The sequence below is a fragment of the Blautia sp. HCP3S3_D9 genome, from assembly GCF_052063845.1.
Lineage (GTDB): Bacteria > Bacillota > Clostridia > Lachnospirales > Lachnospiraceae > Blautia_A.
In genome coordinates this window covers 1-21,289 of sequence record NZ_JBQHWS010000048.1, presented here as the reverse complement: position 1 = coordinate 21,289, position 21,289 = coordinate 1, and the positions used below count along the sequence as shown (strand labels likewise).

Annotated in this window: 13 protein-coding genes and 1 pseudogene; 11 read left to right on the top strand and 3 right to left on the bottom strand. The window is 41.1% G+C overall.

Annotated features, from left to right (window positions below; translation table 11 throughout):
• The first annotated feature begins 18 nt into the window (after positions 1 to 18).
• Both ACTNES_RS10790 and ACTNES_RS10785 read left to right on the top strand, forming a co-directional pair.
• Positions 19 to 1,503 (top strand): glycoside hydrolase family 32 protein, encoded by a 1,485-nt coding sequence (locus tag ACTNES_RS10790; protein WP_118575674.1) that lies wholly within the window; start codon positions 19 to 21, stop codon positions 1,501 to 1,503.
• Between the two features lie 65 nt (positions 1,504 to 1,568).
• Positions 1,569 to 2,546, top strand: a complete 978-nt coding sequence (locus ACTNES_RS10785; RefSeq protein ID WP_300335978.1) for a carbohydrate kinase family protein — start codon at positions 1,569 to 1,571, stop codon at positions 2,544 to 2,546.
• 88 nt (positions 2,547 to 2,634) lie between these two features.
• Here the strand turns inward: ACTNES_RS10785 and ACTNES_RS10780 are convergent, their stop codons facing one another.
• On the bottom strand, positions 2,635 to 5,151 hold the full coding sequence (locus ACTNES_RS10780) for a LuxR C-terminal-related transcriptional regulator (protein WP_300335976.1): 2,517 nt from the start codon (positions 5,149 to 5,151) through the stop codon (positions 2,635 to 2,637).
• A 420-nt stretch (positions 5,152 to 5,571) separates the two neighbouring features.
• On the opposite strand from ACTNES_RS10780, the gene ACTNES_RS10775 reads away from it, so the two are divergent.
• From ACTNES_RS10775 to ACTNES_RS10755, 5 genes and pseudogenes are all read left to right on the top strand, one after another.
• Positions 5,572 to 5,793: a hypothetical protein gene (locus ACTNES_RS10775; RefSeq protein WP_441039265.1), complete on the top strand. Its 222-nt coding sequence runs from the start codon at positions 5,572 to 5,574 to the stop codon at positions 5,791 to 5,793.
• 28 nt (positions 5,794 to 5,821) lie between these two features.
• A complete protein-coding gene (locus ACTNES_RS10770; protein ID WP_300335456.1) occupies positions 5,822 to 6,337 on the top strand; it encodes a CarD family transcriptional regulator in 516 nt (171 codons plus the stop codon).
• A 222-nt stretch (positions 6,338 to 6,559) separates the two neighbouring features.
• The gene (locus ACTNES_RS10765) at positions 6,560 to 7,927 is read left to right on the top strand and encodes an MATE family efflux transporter (RefSeq protein ID WP_441039264.1); all 1,368 of its coding nucleotides are present in this window, start codon (positions 6,560 to 6,562) and stop codon (positions 7,925 to 7,927) included.
• A 12-nt stretch (positions 7,928 to 7,939) separates the two neighbouring features.
• Positions 7,940 to 8,460 (top strand): annotated as a pseudogene (locus ACTNES_RS10760) (AAA family ATPase).
• A gap of 310 nt (positions 8,461 to 8,770) precedes the next feature.
• Positions 8,771 to 10,507: a glycogen synthase gene (locus ACTNES_RS10755; protein ID WP_441039263.1), complete on the top strand. Its 1,737-nt coding sequence runs from the start codon at positions 8,771 to 8,773 to the stop codon at positions 10,505 to 10,507.
• A gap of 272 nt (positions 10,508 to 10,779) precedes the next feature.
• On the opposite strand, the gene ACTNES_RS10750 is transcribed toward ACTNES_RS10755, so the two are convergent.
• Complete coding sequence (locus ACTNES_RS10750) at positions 10,780 to 12,492, bottom strand: ammonium transporter (RefSeq protein ID WP_441039262.1); 1,713 nt, start codon at positions 12,490 to 12,492, stop codon at positions 10,780 to 10,782.
• Positions 12,493 to 12,790: 298 nt separating this feature from the next.
• On the bottom strand, positions 12,791 to 14,890 hold the full coding sequence (locus ACTNES_RS10745) for a glutamine synthetase III family protein (protein ID WP_291818151.1): 2,100 nt from the start codon (positions 14,888 to 14,890) through the stop codon (positions 12,791 to 12,793).
• A 416-nt stretch (positions 14,891 to 15,306) separates the two neighbouring features.
• On the opposite strand from ACTNES_RS10745, the gene purF reads away from it, so the two are divergent.
• From purF to ACTNES_RS10725, 4 genes are all read left to right on the top strand, one after another.
• A complete protein-coding gene (purF, locus tag ACTNES_RS10740; RefSeq protein ID WP_022381205.1) occupies positions 15,307 to 16,728 on the top strand; it encodes an amidophosphoribosyltransferase in 1,422 nt (473 codons plus the stop codon).
• A gap of 269 nt (positions 16,729 to 16,997) precedes the next feature.
• The gene (locus ACTNES_RS10735) at positions 16,998 to 17,225 is read left to right on the top strand and encodes an HPr family phosphocarrier protein (RefSeq protein ID WP_216459220.1); all 228 of its coding nucleotides are present in this window, start codon (positions 16,998 to 17,000) and stop codon (positions 17,223 to 17,225) included.
• 383 nt (positions 17,226 to 17,608) lie between these two features.
• Positions 17,609 to 19,216: a CTP synthase gene (locus ACTNES_RS10730; RefSeq protein ID WP_291818144.1), complete on the top strand. Its 1,608-nt coding sequence runs from the start codon at positions 17,609 to 17,611 to the stop codon at positions 19,214 to 19,216.
• A gap of 149 nt (positions 19,217 to 19,365) precedes the next feature.
• Positions 19,366 to 21,289 (top strand): glutamate synthase central domain-containing protein (locus tag ACTNES_RS10725; protein WP_441039261.1); only part of this gene is annotated, 1,924 nt, incomplete at its 3' end.

Sequence of the window (21,289 nt, the reverse complement as noted above, 5' to 3'; positions counted from 1 at the left end):
TTTGACAGGAGGAACTATATGAGCGAAATGTTGGAAAAGGCAAGAAAATATGAATTTATACAGGGACAGCAGATCAAAGAGGAAGAAAGACCAGCCTTTCATATAACTCCTTATGTTGGCTGGATGAATGATCCAAATGGATTTTCCTATTATAAAGGAGAGTATCATTTGTTCTACCAGTATAATCCGTATAGCACACATTGGGACAGTATGCACTGGGGACATGTAGTGAGTAAGGATTTATTGCATTGGAACTATGTTCCGACTGCATTGGCACCGGATGAAGATTATGATAAATTCGGCTGTTTTTCAGGAAGTGCCATAGAATTAGAGGATGGCAGACAGTTGCTTATGTATACTTCTGTAAATCAGGAGAAACTGGAAGACGGAACTGTAAGGGATATTCAGACACAGGCAGTGGCAGTTGGAGATGGTAAGGATTATGAAAAGTATGATAAGAATCCGGTTCTGACAGCCAAAGATCTTCCAAAGGGGGCTAGTAAAGTAGACTTTCGTGATCCCAAAATCTGGAAAGGGAACGATGGAAACTTTTATTGTGTTATAGGAAGTCGTCCGGCTGATGGAAGCGGACAGATCCTTCTTTACAGAAGTAAAAATGGCTTTGAATGGGAATTTGTAAGCATTCTGGCAAAGAATCAAAATCGTTATGGAAAAATGTGGGAATGCCCGGATTTCTTTGAACTGGATGGCAAATATGTGCTTCTGACAAGTCCACAGGATATGCTTCCGGAAGGATTAGAATTTCATAATGGAAATGGAACGTTATGTATTATTGGGGAGTTGGATCCTGAGACACATACTTTAAAGGAACAGTTTTGTCAAGGTGTTGATTACGGAATTGACTATTACGCAATGCAGACACTGCTTGCACCGGATGGACGAAGAATTATGATCGCCTGGATGCAGAACTGGGATACGCTTGCATATCGATGCAATGACTCTGGATGGTTCGCACAAATGAGTCTTCCAAGAGAACTGTCTGTTAAAAACGGAAGATTGTATCAGGTTCCGGTCAGAGAACTTAATGCCATGCGTGCAAACAAAGTCGAGTATAACAATGTTGTGATAAAAGATACCAGGCTCACACTGGATCAGATTGAAGGACGAACGGTAGATCTGGAACTTGTGATACGACCGGCAGATAAAGACAATCTTTATAAAAAATTTGAACTCTGTTTTGCAGAGAATGAGAAATATCATTCTACATTATGCTTCCGTCCGGATGAATCTGTTTTAAAAATCGATAGAAAATTCTCAGGAAGCGAACGGGCGCTGGTTCATCAGAGCAGTTGTCTGGTAAACGGTGACAGCAATGAACTAAAACTGCGTGTGATTTTGGATAAGTTTAGTGTGGAAGTATTTATTAATGACGGCGAGCAGGTTATGTCTGCGGTTATTCTTACAAAGCAGGAAGCAAAGGGGATTTCTTTCTTTGCTGATGGTGCAGCTAAGCTTGATATAGTGAAATATGATTTATTATAATAAAGCGTTGTTGGATAAAGTATATAGACGATGATATGAGAAATCCTGACAGATAGGAGTAATATATGAAAAAATATGATGTAACAGCGCTAGGAGAATTATTGATCGACTTTACTGAAAATGGAAAAAGTAATCAGGGAAATCCGATTTTTGAAGCTAATCCAGGAGGTGCACCCTGTAATGTGCTTGCGATGTTAGCTAAATTGGGACATAATACAGCATTTATTGGTAAGGTTGGTAATGATTTTTTTGGAGATCAGTTGAGAGCAGCCATAAAAGAAGCAGGAATTGATGACATTGGCTTATGTACAGATGAAAAAATTCATACTACGCTTGCTATGGTACATACATATCCGGATGGAGATAGGGATTTTTCCTTCTATCGTAATCCGGGAGCAGACATGATGCTGAATAAAACTGAGATTCCCGAGGATATTCTCAAAGAGACAGGGATTTTCCATTTTGGTACCTTGTCTATGACTCATGAAGGAGTGCGGGAAGCGACAAAAGAAGCAATTCGTATTGCGAAGGAAGCAGGGGCTGTTATTTCATTTGATCCAAACTTGCGTCCACCACTCTGGGAGTCACTGGAGGAGGCGAAAGAACAAGTACTATATGGTCTTGAACAGTGTCGGATTTTGAAAATATCAGATAATGAGATCCAATGGCTGACAGGAGAAGAAGACTATACTGCCGGTGTAAACTGGATCCGAGAAAGATATGAGATTCCGATGATTCTTGTATCTATGGGAAAGGCGGGCAGTCGTGCCTATTATAATGGATTAGTGGTAGAAGCAAAACCATTTTTACAGAAAAGTACGATAGAGACAACAGGAGCAGGAGATACTTTTTGTGGTTGTGTGTTACACTATATTTGTGAGCATGGAATAGATGGACTGAAAGAGGATGATCTGACAGAAATGTTAAATTTTGCCAATGTAGCAGCTTCTATCATTACTACAAGAAAAGGTGCGCTGCGAGTAATGCCCGAACAAGAAGAAATCCAACAGTATTTAAATACTATCAGAAATGCAAATAAGTAAAAAACTTTAAATTTGTAATTCTTGCCAAATCGCAAGGAAATCGCAAGACTTTGGTCATGTGGATTTCCTTGCTTTTTTTCTCAAAGTGTCAGGTAAGGCCCTTGTTTATGGAAGAAATCAGCTCTGCCAGTTGTTTCCTTTTGGTGCGTGTATCACCGTTGATCATCAACTTGGAATAAATCTGGTTGACATATTGTTTCACAGTGCCTTCAGAGAGAAATAACCTCTCTGCGATTTCGCGGTTGCTCAGACGGTCGGTGATCAAAGCTGCGATTTCTGCTTCTCTGCTGTTCAACATATTTAGGATCTCAGGTCTGGAATTACGGCTGGACAGGCGGAGGCAGTGTTGTTCATAAACAGAACCAAGGGAAAGGATCCGGTCTGTGAAAGGCTCTGATGCTATGGAATTAATACTGCCCAGCACGTCCTTGATATAGGTATAATTTTCTACAAAAGGAATCAGAAAGCCATCCGGCATGGCGTGTCCTAAGGCTTTCTGCAGAAGCTGTCGTGCATCATGATGTTTGCCCAGCATTGCGTAAGCAGCAGCGGTCTGGATCTGAACGTGGAGAGACACAAGTTCATAGTGCATTTTCTCACAGACAGGCAGAAGCGTTTCGCTTCTGCCTATAACTTTTGCGTACATTTTCTGTGAAAGAAAGACCTGATTCTCGATCATTTCCATCATAGGTCTGCAGGGAGAAAGAAAGCTGACAGTGGATAACATATGGTCTTTAAATAATGCAGGAATCTTTTCCGGCATTCTAATTAATGCATAGTAGTAAGCATAAGTACTGTCAAAAATATTCAGCCACATCATATTGTGGAGAGACAGAAGCTCCTTACGCTTTACTTCAGGGTTCTTCACAAAGGTGACACTCTCCTGAAAAAGGGAAAGCCTTGCAGCAAGGAAATCACAGCAGAGCGAAATATTGTGCTGTCCGTTTGATGCAATGGTGGAATAAGTCTGCTCCAGCAGAATCTGTGCATCTGAAAAATTCCCCTGCATAAATGCTGCCTCTGCATTCATGAGCAATTCCGCACCCTGTCCATGTCCCTGGGTAATCCTGTAATAGTGGGGCATACATTCATTCATAGCTGTCAGTTCTGCATCCAGGGTTCCGGATCTGCGGTGAAACATCATCAGAACAGAAGGAGAACCGAAGGTCCAGCTTCCTGTTTTGCGGATACTGATGGCAGGTCTGGTCATTTTGGAACTGGCCTGACGGTGCAGAACGCTCATACCGGTGATATCGTTATACATCAGAAAACTCATAATAAGATCACATTCTCCGGAGAGATTCTTTCTCTCATCTTCGGACAAAGTGTTATCTTCAGCTATGGTATCTGTCAGAAGCTGCTTCAGTTCCAGCATTTTGGGAATCTGATGCCAGGTAAACATACGGCGCATTAATACGAGAAGGGCCAGAGGCCTGTTCTTCAGGATTTCTGTTGGACAGACATCAAGAAATGCGAGAACCTTTTCCGGCGAAAGAGAAGCCAGGAGGATTCCTGCATCCTTTTGGATAACAGCAAGTGCTGCATCATAGTTAAGAGCCTTGTTATAGGCAGCAAGTGCCTGCAGGAACTGTCCCCGGGATTCATACCATTGTCCGTAACGATTCCGGAAATCTGTCTGTTTTTCATGGGAAAGCATGGCAAAGGCACGCTGTGTACATTCCTTCATCATATGGTGAAAACGGAAGCTGACTTCATCGGGCAAAGGAGTGATAAAAGCATTCTGCCTGGTCATAAGGGAAAGAATCTGTCCGGCTTTCGGATTCCCTGTAATAAAAAGTGCCATTTCAACGGTAAATTCATCTGCAAGTCCCATAACAGTGAGAAATTCCTGCTGCGCATCAGAAAGGGGTGCGATCATGGCAGAGGAAAACATATCATAAATGTTAGAAGTATGGTCGGGAAAGTGTCCGTTTTCAAAAAAGGTACAGAGATTCAGATAGACTGCAGAGAACCATCCCTCACTGGAATAGAGAAGCGTGTTCAACTGATCTTCGTTCAGGCTGGCACCGCAGCGATGGGTATAGACAGAAAGCTCCTGCCGATTCAGACACAGATCCCTTGTATGGATCTGATATAATTTTTTGCCAAGACGGAGAATTTCTTTTCCGGACAGAAAAGCATTTCTGCCGGATACGATCAGGTGGATATTTTCAGGCAGTCTGTTGGCAAGCATACAAAAATAATCTGCAACATGAGGTTCACCCAGCAGATGAAAATCATCAATAAAAATGTAGTAAGAGGTCTGACTGCTCAGGGAATAACAAAGCTCATCAGCAAGCATCCCGGCACCGGCAGCATCTGAAGGGCAGCTATAATTATCCAGAAAATCAAGCCCTGCGAAGGCAAATGCCTTCTGAACGCTCTGCCAGAAAACAGACAGATTATCAGAATAAATACTGATCCGGATCACACAGGAATTTCCGTTTTTGCTCTGTTTGTCCAGATACCAGTTGATAGCAGTTGTTTTTCCATATCCCATGGGAGCGGTCACAGCAGTGAATGCAGATTGTGAAATCGGCTTCAGATTCTCCTGCAGACGCTCAGAGATGTAAATTGTATTCAGACTATATTTCTTTTTAGACATCTGTAAAACCCCTCACTTGATACGATATGTTTCATTTTAACATATAAAGTATCAAAATGAAACTTTTTCCCAGGTGGTTTTTCAGGCAATATCTGCCGTCACTTTTGCTATACAGGGGGCACTTTTTGGTGCCGAAAAGTGCATTATCAAATGAAAAGAAATCAGTTATAATTACAGGTAACATAAGCCTATAACCAAGCAAAGATATGCAGGGGTAAATCGGAAGTTGAAATTACAATATGTAAATACATAGTAATAATGCCCAAAAACAGAAGATACATTTTTAGCAAAAAACGCTTTTGAAATCAAAGTAAAATGGCTTTATAATAAAAATAAGGGCGAGTAGCGTAATGGTAATGAGTCGGAAAACAACAGTTATGCTGCTTGTTTTTATAAAATGAATTTCAGGAGGAACTGCATATGCATGAGCATGAAATTTTTATTGAGGATATAAATCCGTGTGGAGGAGAACAGTACAGTAAAAAAACTTTGATCGAGGCAGAAGCAGCCAGCCCGGAAGCTTATGTAAAAGAAAATGGAAGATTTCCGATTCTGGAATCCATACGCAACGAGAGTGGAGATGTTGTAATAGTAACAGGAGACAATCAGGGTTCTTTGGTACGTTATACTTTTACAGAATAAGAATGCCGGTCAGCAAGGAGTGGATTTTGTGAAATATGAAATTGGAGACTTTGTCAGCAAACCAGTTACAGGTATCTGTAAAATAGAAAATATTTTATATTTGAATCCGCAGGATGAAAAAAACGATAAGTTATATTATCTGATGAAACCAGTAGAAGATGAAAAGGACAAAATATATGTTCCTGTTTCAAGCTCAGATTCAAGACTGAGATTATGTCTGACAAAAGAAGAAGCCTGGAATCTGATCAAACGAATTCCGGATATCCCGACAGCATGGACAAACAATGAAAAAATGAGGGAACAAAATTATAAAGAAGCAGTAAGAGCAAATAACCCTGAGGCATTAGTTGCCATTATAAAAATGATTTATCAGCGGAAGCAGAAAAGACTTGCACAAGGGAAAAAATGTACTGCTACAGATGCAAGGTATTTCCAGATAGCAGAAAATCTGTTATATATGGAACTGGGAGTTGCACTTGAAAAGCCAAAGCAGGAAATCTGTAAAACGATTATTGATTACATCAATCAAAATAAAATAGATTGATGTGCATTATAAAAAATATTTTGTTTGACTTTTAAAAAAACAGGAAATATAATGATAACGAACGAGTAGCAGATGAGCGTAAATCCAGTTTCATGCTACTCGTTTTTCTTTTGTTAAAATAGAATATTTGCCATGAAAAAGTGTGTAGCCTGTCAGCGTAAGTCCAGCTTATGTGACAGGGTGCGCACTTTTTTGCGCAGAAAAGAGAGGAGTTAAAGTAAAATGGCAGAAAGTAACAAGATGAAGGATATGCCGGTGAATAAGCTGATGATCCAGATGGGAATCCCTATGATCTTATCCATGGCATTGCAGGCGGTCTATAACATTGTAGACAGTGCGTTTGTAGGAAATATGAGAGTGGGCAGTGAAGCTGCATTAAATGCCCTCACTCTGGTATTTCCGGTTCAGATGCTTATGGTAGCGGTAGGAATCGGAACAGGTGTAGGAACCAATGCACTTCTTGCAAGGACACTTGGACAGGGAAACAGGGAAAAGGCTGCAAAGGTAGCAGGAAACAGTCTGTTCCTGGGTGTGATCATTTACGTGGTCTGCTTACTGTTTGGTATTTTTGGAGTGAAAGCATATATTTCATCACAGACAGTTGATGCAGAAGTACTTGAAATGGGAGTCAGTTATCTGCGTATATGCTGTGTGATTTCTTTTGGTATTATTTTCTTTTCTTTATTTGAAAAGCTATTACAGGCAACAGGTCGTTCTCTTTATTCTACAATCGGACAGGTGGTTGGTGCTGTTGTAAATATTATTCTCGATCCGATCATGATCTACGGTATTGGACCTTGCCCTGAAATGGGAGTGAAAGGTGCAGCTTACGCAACTGTAATTGGTCAGGTTGCTTCTGCTGTATTGCTGCTTATTTTTCATATGAAACTGAACAGGGAATTCGGGCATGGACCGAAATACATGAAACCGAATGCTGGTGTTATAAAAGAAATCTATGCAATCGGACTTCCGGCAATTATTGCGCAGGCTCTGATGTCTATTATGGTTTATGTGATGAATCTGATCCTGAAGTTCAATCCATCAGCACAGACAGCCTATGGATTGTTCTATAAAGTCCAGCAGTCTGTTCTCTTCCTTGCTTTTGGTCTGCGAGATGCGATCACTCCGATCATTGCATTTGCTTATGGAATGAGAAGTAAAAAGAGAATTCAGGATGGTATCAAATATGGACTTATTTATACCATTGCATTAATGATTCTGGGAATTGCAATTACGGAAATTTTCCCCGGAGCATTTGCAATGCTGTTTAATGCAGGACAGTCAAGAGAATATTTTATTGCCGCGATGAGAGTGATTTCAGTGAGTTTCTTGTTTGCCGGAATTAATGTTGCTTATCAGGGAATTTACCAGGCATTGGATGGTGGCCTGGAATCACTGGTGATTTCACTTTTGAGACAGCTGATTATTATCCTGCCACTGGCGGGAATCTTTTCTCTGTTTGTCAGAAATGGTCAGATGGGAGTTTCGTTGATCTGGTGGGCATTTCCAATTACTGAAATAATTTCATGTTTTGTGGGATATGTATTTTTAAAGAAAATCAGAAAAAATAGGGTTGATGTTTTAAACTAGGAGGAATCAGAGATGGCAAAAAGAATTATTACGATCAGCAGGGAATTTGGAAGCGGTGGACGTTTTATCGGAGAAGAAGTGGCAAAGAAACTCGGAATTGCCTATTATGATAAAAATATCATTGGTCAGATTGCAGAAAAGTCCGGCTTATCACCGGAATATATTCAGGAAAATCTGTGGAGGACATGGTGTATGAGGCACAGAGAAATATTATTTTAGAATTGGCTGAGAAGGAGCCTTGTGTGATCATTGGAAGAAATGCAGACTATATCCTGAAAGACCGGGATGATGTGCTGAATGTATTTATTCATGGGGACATGCCGGAAAAAATAAAGCGTATCACTGGTTTATACAATGTAAAAGAGAAGGAAGCTGTGAAAATGATGGCAGACACAGATAAAAGGCGAAGAACAAATTATAACTTTTACACAGATCAGAACCGGGGAAAAGTCAGCAATTACACACTGTGCCTGAACAGCTCACAGCTTGGATATGACAGATGTGAGATGATAATTATGGAATGCGTGAAATAAAAACAGATTATGTTTTTTATTCAAATTGACTGAGTGGAAGATCCCTTTTTCTATGTAGTGTATCTGTAAAATAAAAGAGGCAGATATAATGAAAAGGAATAAACCAGCTTGTATCATTCAGGTAAGAGTTAAGTGATGGAAGAATTTCAGATAATAATAGTTACTTTGCGCATTTTGTGTTATAATTGAAATTAACAGGAAATGATAAATATCTGCAAAATGAATGTTTATCAGGAACTTACCGGAGGACATTTTAGTTAAGGCATAATAAATTTCGGACTTTGTAAAATGCAAAAGGGAGATCAATGATATGAGAAAAAAAACAGTTCAAACAAGCAGTACCAAAAGCAGTACCAAAAGCAGTACCAAAAGCAGTACCAAAAGCAGTACCAAAGGCAATGCAAAGAGTAATACAAAGAGCAATGAAAGAAACAGCGTAAAAAGCAGTGCAAAAAACAGTCCTCAAAAAGCTGTTAAGACTGTTGCTCCAACAGTAGAGAATGTTTCTGTTAAGCAAGCCGTAATTGTTCAGGAGCCATCTGTTGAACAGAATGAACAGAACATTCCAACGAGACAGCCTGATCTGGGACCGCGAAGAAGTGTAGCCTTCATTGGATCAGAATGTTATCCATTTGTTAAGACCGGCGGATTGGGAGATGTAATGTCTGCCCTGCCAAAGAGTCTGGCAAAATTAAACATTGATGTTAAGGTCATTATTCCAAGATACAAATGTATTCCTCAGAAATTTCAGGAAAAGATGGAATACAGGGGTTCCTTTGATATGAATCTCTGCTCTGATGGAAAGCAGTATTATGTGGGAATTATGGAATATCAGGAGGATGGGGTTGTCTATGATTTTATAGATAATGATGAGTTCTTCTCCTGGGGAAATCCATATACGAATCTCATAGATGACATTCCGAAATTCTGTTATTTTGCAAAAGCTGCCCTTGCTGCCCTTAATTATCTGAACTGGACTCCTGATGTAGTACATTGTCATGACTGGCAGGCAGCTTTAGTACCACTTTATCTGAGAACCTGTTTTCAGGATACAGATGTAGGACGTGCAATTTCAGTACTCACAATACATAATCTGAAGTTCCAGGGTATTTATGACAGAAAAAAGATTCAATACTGGTCAGGACTTCCTGATTATGTATTTAATAAGGACTGCATGATCCAGAACTGGTTGGATGCCAATATGTTAAAGGGTGGCATCGCTTACAGCAATAAAGTTACAACTGTAAGTAACACCTATGCCTGGGAGATTCAGACAGAGGAATATGGAGAGGGACTTGCAGAGCATTTAAGATATCACAACAATAAGATTTTGGGAATTGTGAATGGTATTGATACGGATATCTGGAATCCTGCAACTGATAAGCTGTTAGCTGCTGATTATGATGAGAAGTCAGCGATAAAGAATAAAAAGGTTAATAAAAAAGCTCTTCAGGAATCTCTGGGGCTGGATGTAGATGAGCATAAGATGGTAATCGGACTTATTTCACGTCTCACCAACCAGAAAGGTCTTGATCTTGTAAATGACGTAATCCCGGGAATTATGGATGAACATACGCAGGTGGTTGTTCTTGGTACTGGTGATTCTCAGTATGAAAATACATTCCGCTATTATGAAAACAAATATAAAGGCAATTTCTGTGCATATATTGCTTACAATGAAAATGTGGCTCATAATATTTATGCAGGATGTGATGCACTTCTGGTTCCATCAAGATTTGAACCATGTGGACTTACACAGCTTATAGCCATGAGATATGGTGCAGTTCCGATTGTAAGAGAGACCGGAGGACTCAAAGATACGGTTCAGCCTTATAATATGTTTGAAAATACAGGAAACGGTTTTACATTTGACAGATATGAAAGCGGGCTGCTTTATGACGCGATCAACAGAGCAAAGACGCTCTATTTCGAGAACAGGAAATCCTGGGATGATATGGTGATCCGCGATATGAATAAAGATGTTTCCTGGGAAAAGAGTGCAAAACAGTACAAAGATATGTATGTAGGTTTAACGCCAAGAAATTAGAGTAGAGAATTTAGATTCTTTTTAAAAGCGTATATCACATAGCATCAGCATATAATAAAGTTATAATTGTATTTTTGGAATGGATTCTGTAGAATGGAACCAGAAAAGCTGTATGAGAGGGAATAGAGGAATTTTTGAATATATTGTTTTGGTGTTACCGCCACTTCTTATAATGCCTCCGCCAAGTATCATATTTTCAGTTAAAAATAAAAGACATCAGCATAAATTCGCTGATGTCTTTTATAAATAGTAGTTTATTGTTTATAAATAATTTACTTTGTGTCCTGCAGTGCAAGATAACCTTCTTCGCCTGTACGGATTTTAACAACATTTTCAATATCATATACAAATACTTTACCGTCACCGATCTGGCCTGTATGAAGGACTGCTTTGGCAGTTTCAATAACTTTCTGTACAGGTACGAGACTGACAACAATCTCAATCTTGATCTTAGGAAGAAGATTCATTTCCATCTCAACACCACGATAGTAGGATGGAGCACCTTTCTGTACACCGCATCCGAGAACGTTTGTAATAGTGATACCTGTAACACCAATCTCGTTCATTGCCTGCATAAATTCATCAAGCTTATTCTGACGGGTGATGATAACAACTTTTGTAAGCTTATGAACGCCTTCTTTCGGAAGTTCAGGAACTGATTCAGCAGGAGCAGAAGGTCTGGCTGTGACAACAGGAGCTTTTATGGAAGTTCCCATAGGAGTCGGAACGCCAGACATTGCGAAACCGTCATAAGCACTTGCAAGACCATGTTCTTTGGAGTCAAGACCTGTGATCTCTTCTTCAGCTGAAACACGAAGTCCGATTGTATGTTTGATTACCTGGAAGATAATTGTCATAGTAACAACAACCCATGCGATTGTGATGATCATACCTGTGAACTGAACACCAAATCCGTGGAAGCCGCCGCCTGTAAGAAGTCCTTTCCAGTCTGTGCCTGATCCATCGGAGAAAAGACCAACTGCAAGAGTACCGAAAGCACCGTTTAAACCATGAACACCGACAGCACCAACAGGGTCATCGATTTTCAGAACCTTATCAATAAATTCAATACCAAATACTACGATAAAACCGGAAGCAACACCGATGATCGCTGCAGATGTAGGAGAAACTGTATCACATCCTGCTGTAATTGCTACAAGTCCTGCAAGAGAACCGTTCAGAGACATGGAAACATCCGGTTTTTTGTAACGTACCCATGTGATGATCATAACAGTTACAGTCGCAACAGCTGCTGCAAGGTTAGTAGTAACGAAGATTTTACCTGCACTTACGATTGCATCGCCTTCCATACTTACTGTGGAAGCACCGTTAAATCCGAACCAACAGAACCAGAGGATAAATACACCTAAAGCACCAATTGTAAGGTTGTGTCCCGGGATAGCTTTTGATTTGCCGTCTTTTGTATACTTGCCGATACGAGGTCCAAGGATGATGGCACCGATCAGAGCTGCCACACCACCTACCATATGTACTGCACAGGAACCAGCGAAATCATGGAAGCCCATCTGGCTGATAAATCCGCCGCCCCAGATCCAGTGTCCGGATACCGGATAAACAACAAGACTGATCATAAGACTGTAGACGCAATAGGAAAGGAACTTGGTACGTTCTGCCATTGCACCGGAAACAATTGTTGCGGATGTTGCACAGAATACTGTCTGGAAGATTAAGAATGCCCAGAAAGGGACTCCGTCAGGAAGCATTCCTGAACCATAGTGTGCCTCTGTGGCAATACCACCGATCTTTCCGATAAATCCATTACCTGTACCAAACATCAGACCAAAGCCAACCAGCCAGAAGACAGGGGTTCCGATACAGAAGTCCATCAGGTTTTTCATAATAATGTTACCTGCGTTTTTAGCTCGTGTGAAGCCTGTTTCTACCATTGCAAATCCGGCCTGCATAAAGAAGACCAGCGCGGCGCCGACCAGCACCCATATTGTGTTTACTGCGGAAAATTCCATAATAATATTCCTCCCTCATAAAAATTTCCTCATATTTTATAAAATGCAAAAAGCGCAATGCCTGGAAATGTAGCCAGTTCATCGCGCTTTTGCGAATATAAAATCCATATTTATACTGTATTGTATAGCTGATGTAATAAAAAAGACATTTCGTGCGACTGTATGCAATACAGCTTAAAATCAAAATTATATGTAAAACAGGGGAACATCAAAATATCGTGTGATTAATGGATGAGGAAATCGATAATGAATTATGAAGTAGAGTTCATAAAGATATTCCCCTGTTATTACCTGTTAGTTAAACGGAAAACAGAAGCTTGTCATATGTAGGATATGGAAGCAGTGCATCCGGGATCAGAGTTTCTGCTGCGTCTACAGATTTTCTGAGTTCATCCATATCAGAAAGAACAACTGTCTGGTATGCTTTTGCATTAGCCAGAGGATCTTCTGTAGCAAGCGCTTTGGCAGTATCTGCTTTTAAGGTCTCGAGACCTGTGGAAATCTCATCAGCAAGCTGTGACAGCTCTTTGATCAGTTTTCCTTCAGAAGCTGTGCTGACATCTGAAACAACTGATTTTTTAGTAACAGCAGTAGCTGCAACTTTGTCGATATATGCGAATACAGATGGAAGGAAATCCTTCTGTACCATTTCAACCATAGTATTGGACTCAATGTTAAGGATCTTGGAATAGGATTCCAGCCAGATCTCATAACGGGATTCAATTTCTTCTTTTGTGAAGATATGATATTTGGTAAAGAGTTCAATATTCTTGTCTGCGATCCACTGAGGAAGAGCATCCGGTGTAGATTTCAGGTTAAAGAGACCACGTTTTTCAGCTTCTTCGATCCATTCGTCTGTATAACCGTTTCCATTAAAGATAACACGTTTATGATCAATAATTGTCTTCTTGATCAGTTCGTGGATTGCATCCTCCATCTTGTCTTCCGGTACATCCTTTAACTGCTCTGCAAACTGGTGAACACACTCAGCAACAGCAGTGTTTAAGATAATGTTCGGGTTTGCAACAGAAGCTTCGGAACCAAGCATACGGAATTCGAATTTGTTCCCTGTAAATGCGAATGGTGAAGTACGGTTTCTGTCTGTATTGTCTTTTACGAAATGTGGAAGTACTTTTGCACCGATATCCATCTGGACTGCACGGCTTCCTGCAAAATATTCGTCATTTTCGATAGATTTTAATACTTCTGTCAGTTCATCACCGAGGAATACGGATACAACAGCAGGCGGAGCCTCGTTTGCACCAAGACGGTGATCATTTCCTGCACTTGCTACAGAAATACGAAGTACATCTGCGTATTCATCAACTGCTTTGATAACAGCTGTCAGGAAAATCAGGAACTGTGTATTTTCAGCAGGTGTTTTTCCCGGATCAAGGATATTTACACCGGTATCTGTAATCATAGACCAGTTGTTGTGTTTACCACTTCCGTTGATTCCCTCAAATGGTTTCTCGTGAAGAAGGCATACAAGTCCGTGCTTGTCGGCAACTTTCTTCATTACTTCCATTGTTAACTGGTTGTGGTCAACCGCAACGTTTGTTGTATCGAATACAGGAGCCAGCTCGTGCTGTGCAGGAGCAACTTCGTTATGTTTTGTTTTGGCAGGAATACCAAGTTTCCAGAGCTCTACATCCAGGTCATGCATATAAGCTGCGACACGAGGTTTCAGAGCACCGAAGTAATGATCTTCCATTTCCTGGCCCTTAGGAGCAGGAGCGCCGATCAGTGTACGTCCGCAGAATACAAGGTCTTTTCTCTGCTTGTATAATTCCTTGTCTACCAGGAAGTATTCCTGTTCAGGACCTACAGTTGTATTTACGTGTTTGACATCTTTATTTCCTATTATATGGAGAAGGTTTGTAGCTTCTTTATCAAGTGTCTGCATGGAACGAAGGAGAGGAGTCTTTTTATCAAGAGCTTCTCCGCTGTAGGAGCAGAATGCTGTAGGAATGTAAAGAGTTCCGTCTTTGATGAATGCCGGTGATGTCGGATCCCATGCTGTATATCCTCTTGCCTCGAATGTGGCACGAAGACCGCCTGACGGGAAACTGGAAGCATCCGGCTCACCTTTTACAAGTTCTTTACCTGAGAAATCCATGATCACCTGACCATCTCCTGTAGGAGAAATGAAGCTGTCATGTTTCTCTGCAGTTACGTTTGTCATTGGCTGGAACCAGTGAGTATAATGAGTGGCGCCGTTCTCGGTAGCCCATTCTTTCATTGCAACAGCAACGGAGTTGGCAACATCAAGTTCAAGGTGTGTACCGTTCTCGATTGTTTTCTTTAATGCTTTGTACATGTCTTTTGGCAGTTTGCTTCTCATTACTTTGTCGTTGAAGACCAGGCTGCCATACAGTTCAGGGATATTCTGTGCCATATAGGTACTCTCCTTTCGGTTTGCAATATTTTCTGAATATGTGTAGTGCCGCTGCAGATCACTATTGTGACTGTCTGCGGTTTTCGTCTCATAGAAAATTCCTCATCGAACATTTTCTATGAAACGAAAGTTTTATAAAACGAAAAAGGCGCCCTGGATGAGATCTCTGTAGATCTTTCCAAAGCGCCTTTGCTTTATGTGCTGTACTATAAACGAAATGAAAACAGATGTCAAGCACTTTTTTTGAAAAAATTCAGAAAAAATTTTTGAGATATGACAAAAAAAGGATAGGTTGACAAATTTGTTTCTATTATTATAATTTGAATTTGGAACCTGCCAAACATAAGAAAACAATGCCGGCGGGTTTTGAAAGTAAAGTTAAAGTCAGACAAGAGAATACGATCGGAGGAAATCAGATGGCTGGAATAAAAGAAGAGTGCGGCGTCTTTGGGATTTATGATCTGGATGGCGGCAATGTAGTTCCGTCCATATATTATGGACTGACTTCCCTGCAGCACAGAGGACAGGAATCCTGCGGACTTGCAGTTTCTGATACTAAGGGAGAGCGTGGAAATGTGAAGTTTCATAAGGATCTGGGACTTGTAAGTGAAGTTCTCAGACAGGATGTTGTCCGTAAATATGAGGGGGATATTGGTATTGGTCATGTAAGATATTCCACAACAGGAGCTTCTGTTGCAGAGAATGCACAGCCCCTTGTTTTGTCTTATGTAAAGGGAACTCTTGCACTTGCACATAACGGAAATCTGGTTAATACACCGGAACTGAAATGGGAACTGATCCAGAATGGAGCGATTTTCCATACAACTACAGATTCAGAGGTTATTGCGTTCCATATCGCAAGAGAACGTGTGCATTCTAAAACAGTAGAAGAGGCAGTGCTAAAGACTGCAAAGAAGATCAAAGGTGCATATGGTCTGGTAGTTATGAGCCCGAGAAAACTGATCGCAGTCCGCGACCCATATGGACTGAAACCATTGTGTCTCGGTAAAAGAGGAAATGCTTATGTTATTGCTTCTGAGAGCTGTGCTCTGACATCTGTAAGTGCGGAATTTATCCGTGACATTGAGCCGGGTGAGATTCTTACGATTACAAAAGACGGACTGAAGTCAAATAAAGAGCTTGCGTCTGCTGCTGCAAAACGCGCGCATTGTGTGTTTGAGTATATATATTTTGCAAGACTTGACAGTACCATTGATGGGGTGAAGGTCTATGATGCCAGAATCCGCGGCGGTAAATCTCTTGCCAAGTCTTATCCTGTAGAGGCAGATCTTGTAACAGGTGTACCGGAGTCCGGACTCCCTGCTGCAAAGGGATATTCCGAAGCATCAGGAATCCCGTTTGCATTTGCGTTCTATAAAAACAGCTATATTGGAAGAACATTTATCAAACCGACTCAGGAAGAGCGTGAGTCCAGTGTTCATCTGAAACTGAGTGTGCTGGAATCTGTTGTAAAAGATAAGAGGATTGTTCTGGTGGATGATTCCATTGTTCGTGGAACAACCATTGCAAACCTGATCCACATGTTAAAAGAGGCGGGAGCAAAGGAAGTGCACGTACGTATCAGTTCACCGCCATTTTTACATCCATGCTATTTCGGAACGGATGTGCCGTCAAATGATCAGCTCATTGCAGCCAGCCACAGCACGGAGGAAATCTGTAAAATGATCGGAGCAGATTCTCTCGGATATATGCAGACAGATTATCTGGAAGGAATGGCGGGCGGTCTGCCGTTATGTAAGGCATGCTTTGATGGAAATTATCCGATGGAGATTCCGGATTATACAAATGCGGAGTTTGCAGATATTGTGAAGTGTTAAGCCGCAAAAATTCATAAAAAATGCAGAAACCTGTCGATGATATATGGAATCAATCTCACATAATGGTAAAACCAATATAGAATGAAGTTATATATAATGTATAAAATAATGCTGTGAAAACGTATATAAACGAATAAAATACACAATAAAACCCCTGCGCTTTATAAAAATTGGATAAATTTAAAAACTTGACAAACTCTGAAATGTGGAACATAATATGGGCGTCTGATAGAAAAAAACAAAGAATGTTTTCAGAAAGGGTGATCACGATGTCACAGAGTAAAATCAAGTTAAATGCAACTGAAGAGGTGCAGGAATTTGTGAATGCTGCAAGCAGATGTGATTTTGATATTGATGTTTATTACAACAGATTTTTAATTGATGCCAAATCAATCCTTGGTGTACTTAGTCTGGATCTGACCAGAGAACTGACAGTAGACTGTCACGGGGAGAGTCAGGAATTTAATCGTACATTGAAGAAATTTGCAGTTGCATAAATTTTACATTTTTATAACCGAATAATTATTGCAGAGAAGACGGGTCTGGAAGATGAATTTCTACAGATTCGTTTTTTCTGTATAATGAACTTGCGTTACTGTTCATATTCCACTATCCTGCGAGGTGTTTTGGCATGAATACGCCAAAATCCTGAGATATACTTGATTTGTTTAAAAAACAGAAAATTCATTATTGACAAACGAAAAAAAATGTTTTATAGTATAGCATATTTTTAAAGAAAGCCAATTGAACACATATATTATGGAAGATATGATGATCTGACAAAGGCGTCAGATGCAGAATACCAGATGGGTCAAGTGCCCTCTGATAGCTGCATCTGACGCTTTTTTATTAACAAAGGATGATGGAGGAGGAAATCAAAATGGCAGTGAAATACGTATTTGTCACAGGAGGAGTTGTTTCCGGTCTCGGAAAAGGAATTACAGCTGCATCTCTGGGGCGTCTTCTGAAAGCGAGAGGATACCAGGTAACCATGCAGAAGTTTGATCCTTATATCAATATAGACCCCGGAACCATGAACCCGATTCAGCATGGAGAAGTTTTTGTAACAGACGATGGTACAGAGACAGACCTGGATCTGGGACATTATGAGAGATTCATTGATGAGAGTCTTGATAAAAATTCCAATGTGACAACCGGTAAGGTTTACTGGTCTGTTCTTCAGAAGGAACGTCATGGGGATTTCGGTGGGGGTACCGTACAGGTAATTCCTCATATTACAAATGAGATTAAGAGCCGTTTCTACCGCGCCAAATCACCGGAGGAAAACAAGATTGCCATTATCGAGGTGGGAGGAACAGTCGGTGATATTGAAAGTCAGCCGTTCCTGGAAGCAATCCGTCAGTTCCAGCTCAATGTGGGACATGACAATGCAATCCTGATCCACGTAACATTAATTCCTTATTTAAAAGCATCTGAAGAACTGAAAACCAAACCTACACAGGCAAGCGTAAAGGAACTTCAGGGAATGGGAATCCAGCCGGATGTACTGGTGTGCAGAAGTGAACATGAACTGACAGAGGACATCAGAGAAAAAATCGCTTTATTCTGCAATGTACCTGTATCACATGTACTTCAGAACCTGGATGTAGAATATTTATATGAAGCTCCTCTTGCAATGGAAAGAGAGAAGCTTGCAGATGTAGTTCTTTCAAGTCTCCGTCTGGAAAACAGAAAACCGGATTTAAGTGACTGGGAGGAAATGGTAGAAAGTCTGAGAAATCCGAATAAAACAGTAAAGATCGCAATTGTAGGAAAATATACACAGCTTCATGATGCATATCTCAGTGTAGTAGAGGCACTGAAACATGGCGGAATTTCCTGCAGAGCCAAGGTAGAGCTTGACTGGATCGATTCCGAAGAACTGACAGAGAAGAATCTGGATCAGCAGCTTCACAATGTAGATGGTATTCTGGTTCCGGGTGGTTTCGGAAACAGAGGTACAGAAGGAATGATCCTGGCAGCACAGTATGCAAGAGTACATAAGATTCCATATCTTGGAATCTGTCTGGGAATGCAGATGGCAATCGTAGAATTCGCCCGTCATGTACTTGGATACGAAGATGCAAACAGTATTGAACTGAATCCGGAGACAAAGCATCCGGTAATTGCATTAATGCCGGATCAGGAAGATATCGAAGATATCGGTGGAACCTTAAGACTTGGAAGTTATCCATGTATTCTTGCAGAAGGTTCCAGATCCTATGAACTCTTTGGCAAAAAAGAAATCCATGAGCGCCACAGACATCGTTATGAAGTAAACAATGCATTCCGTAAAGAACTTCAGGAGAAGGGAATGAATATCGTAGGAACTTCCCCTGATAATCATATCGTAGAGATGATCGAGATCGCAGGGCACCCGTTCTATGTAGGAACCCAGGCCCATCCGGAATTCAAATCCCGCCCGAATCATGCACATCCTTTATTCAGAGGATTTATTCAGGCGGCTGTAGATTTCAAAAGTAATTAATTACTTTTGAAAGCCTCCGGCGGATTGCAGAACTGCGCAGAGGTAAATGTCATGCAAAGCATGACGCGCAGCTCGCAGCAAGTACGCTGGAGCGTACTTGATATTAATAAGTGAAGAACAGCAGAAAAAATAGAAAGGATGAGGAGATTATGAAAGAAGTGAGAGAACAGCAGCAACAGCAAGGTCTGTACCGGTCTGAATTTGAGCATGACAACTGTGGTATCGGAGCAGTTGTCAATATCAAAGGCAAGAAAACCCACGATACTGTTGCAAATGCATTAAAGATCGTAGAACATCTGGAACACCGCGCAGGTAAGGATGCAGAAGGCAAAACCGGTGACGGTGTAGGTATCCTTCTCCAGATTTCCCATAAATTTTTCAAGAAAGCCTGTAAGAAAGAGGGATTTGAGATTGGCGATGAGAGAGAATATGGCATCGCACAGTTTTTCTTCCCGCAGCACGAGATCAAACGCGCACAGGCAAAGAAGATGTTTGAGATCATTCTTGAAAAAGAAGGCCTGGAACTTCTTGGCTGGCGTCAGGTCCCGGTATTCCCGGAAGTGCTTGGACACAAGGCAAGAGAATGTATGCCATGTATTATGCAGGCATTTATCAAAAAGCCGGAAGATGTGGAAAAAGGTCTTCCATTTGACCGTATGCTCTACATTGCAAGACGTGAGTTTGAACAGAGTAATGATAATACTTATGTAGTTTCCATGAGCAGCCGTACCATCGTTTACAAAGGTATGTTCCTGGTTGGACAGCTTCGTACTTTCTTCGAAGACCTCCAGAGCCCGGATTATGAATCTGCTATCGCCATGGTACATTCCCGTTTCAGTACCAACACAAACCCAAGCTGGGAAAGAGCACATCCCAACCGCTTTATGGTACACAACGGTGAAATCAACACCATCCGCGGCAACGCAGATAAGATGCTTGCAAGAGAAGAAAATATGGAATCACCATATCTGGAGGGACAGCTTCATAAAGTGCTTCCTGTTGTAAACAGAAATGGTTCCGACTCTGCAATGCTTGACAATACACTGGAATTCCTGGTAATGAGTGGCATGGAGCTGCCTCTTGCAGTGATGATCACAATCCCTGAACCATGGGCAAACAATGACACCATTTCCCAGGCAAAACGTGATTTCTACCAGTACTATGCAACTATGATGGAGCCATGGGACGGACCTGCATCTATCCTGTTCTCTGATGGTGATGTTATGGGTGCAGTCCTTGACAGAAATGGTCTCCGTCCATCCAGATATTATATTACTTCTGACGGCTATATGATCCTTTCCTCAGAAGTAGGTGTTCTGCCAATTCCGGAAGAGAAGATCGTATTAAAAGAGCGTCTCCATCCCGGAAAAATGCTTCTTGTAGATACTGTAAAGGGAAAAGTGATCGATGACAATGAACTGAAAGAGGGCTATGCAAAAATGCAGCCATACGGTGAATGGCTGGACAGTCATCTGGTACAGTTAAAAGACATCAAGATTCCTAACGAAAGACCGGAAGAATATACACCTGAGCAGAGAGCACGTCTGCAGAAAGCATTCGGCTATACTTATGAGCAGTACCGTACTTCCATCAGAAACATGGCGTTAAACGGAGCAGAGAGCATCGGTGCCATGGGTGTGGATACCCCGCTTGCAGTATTTTCAAAACAGAACAGACCATTATTTGACTACTTTAAACAGCTCTTCGCACAGGTTACCAACCCTCCGATCGATGCGATCCGTGAGGAAATCGTTACCAGCACAAGTGTTTATGTAGGTAAAGACGGAAACCTGCTGGAGCAGAAACCGGAAAACTGTCAGGTATTAAAAATCAACAATCCGATCCTGACAAATACAGACATGATGAAGATCAAGAGCTTCAAGCATGAGGGCTTCAAGACAGCTGTTGTTTCTACCTTATATTATAAGAGCACCAAGCTTGAGAGAGCTATTGACCGTCTTTTCGTAGAAGTAGATAAAGCATTCCGCGAGGGTGCAAATATCCTTGTTCTTTCAGACAGAGGAGTAGATGAAAACCATATGCCGATCCCGTCACTTCTGGCAGTATCCGCAG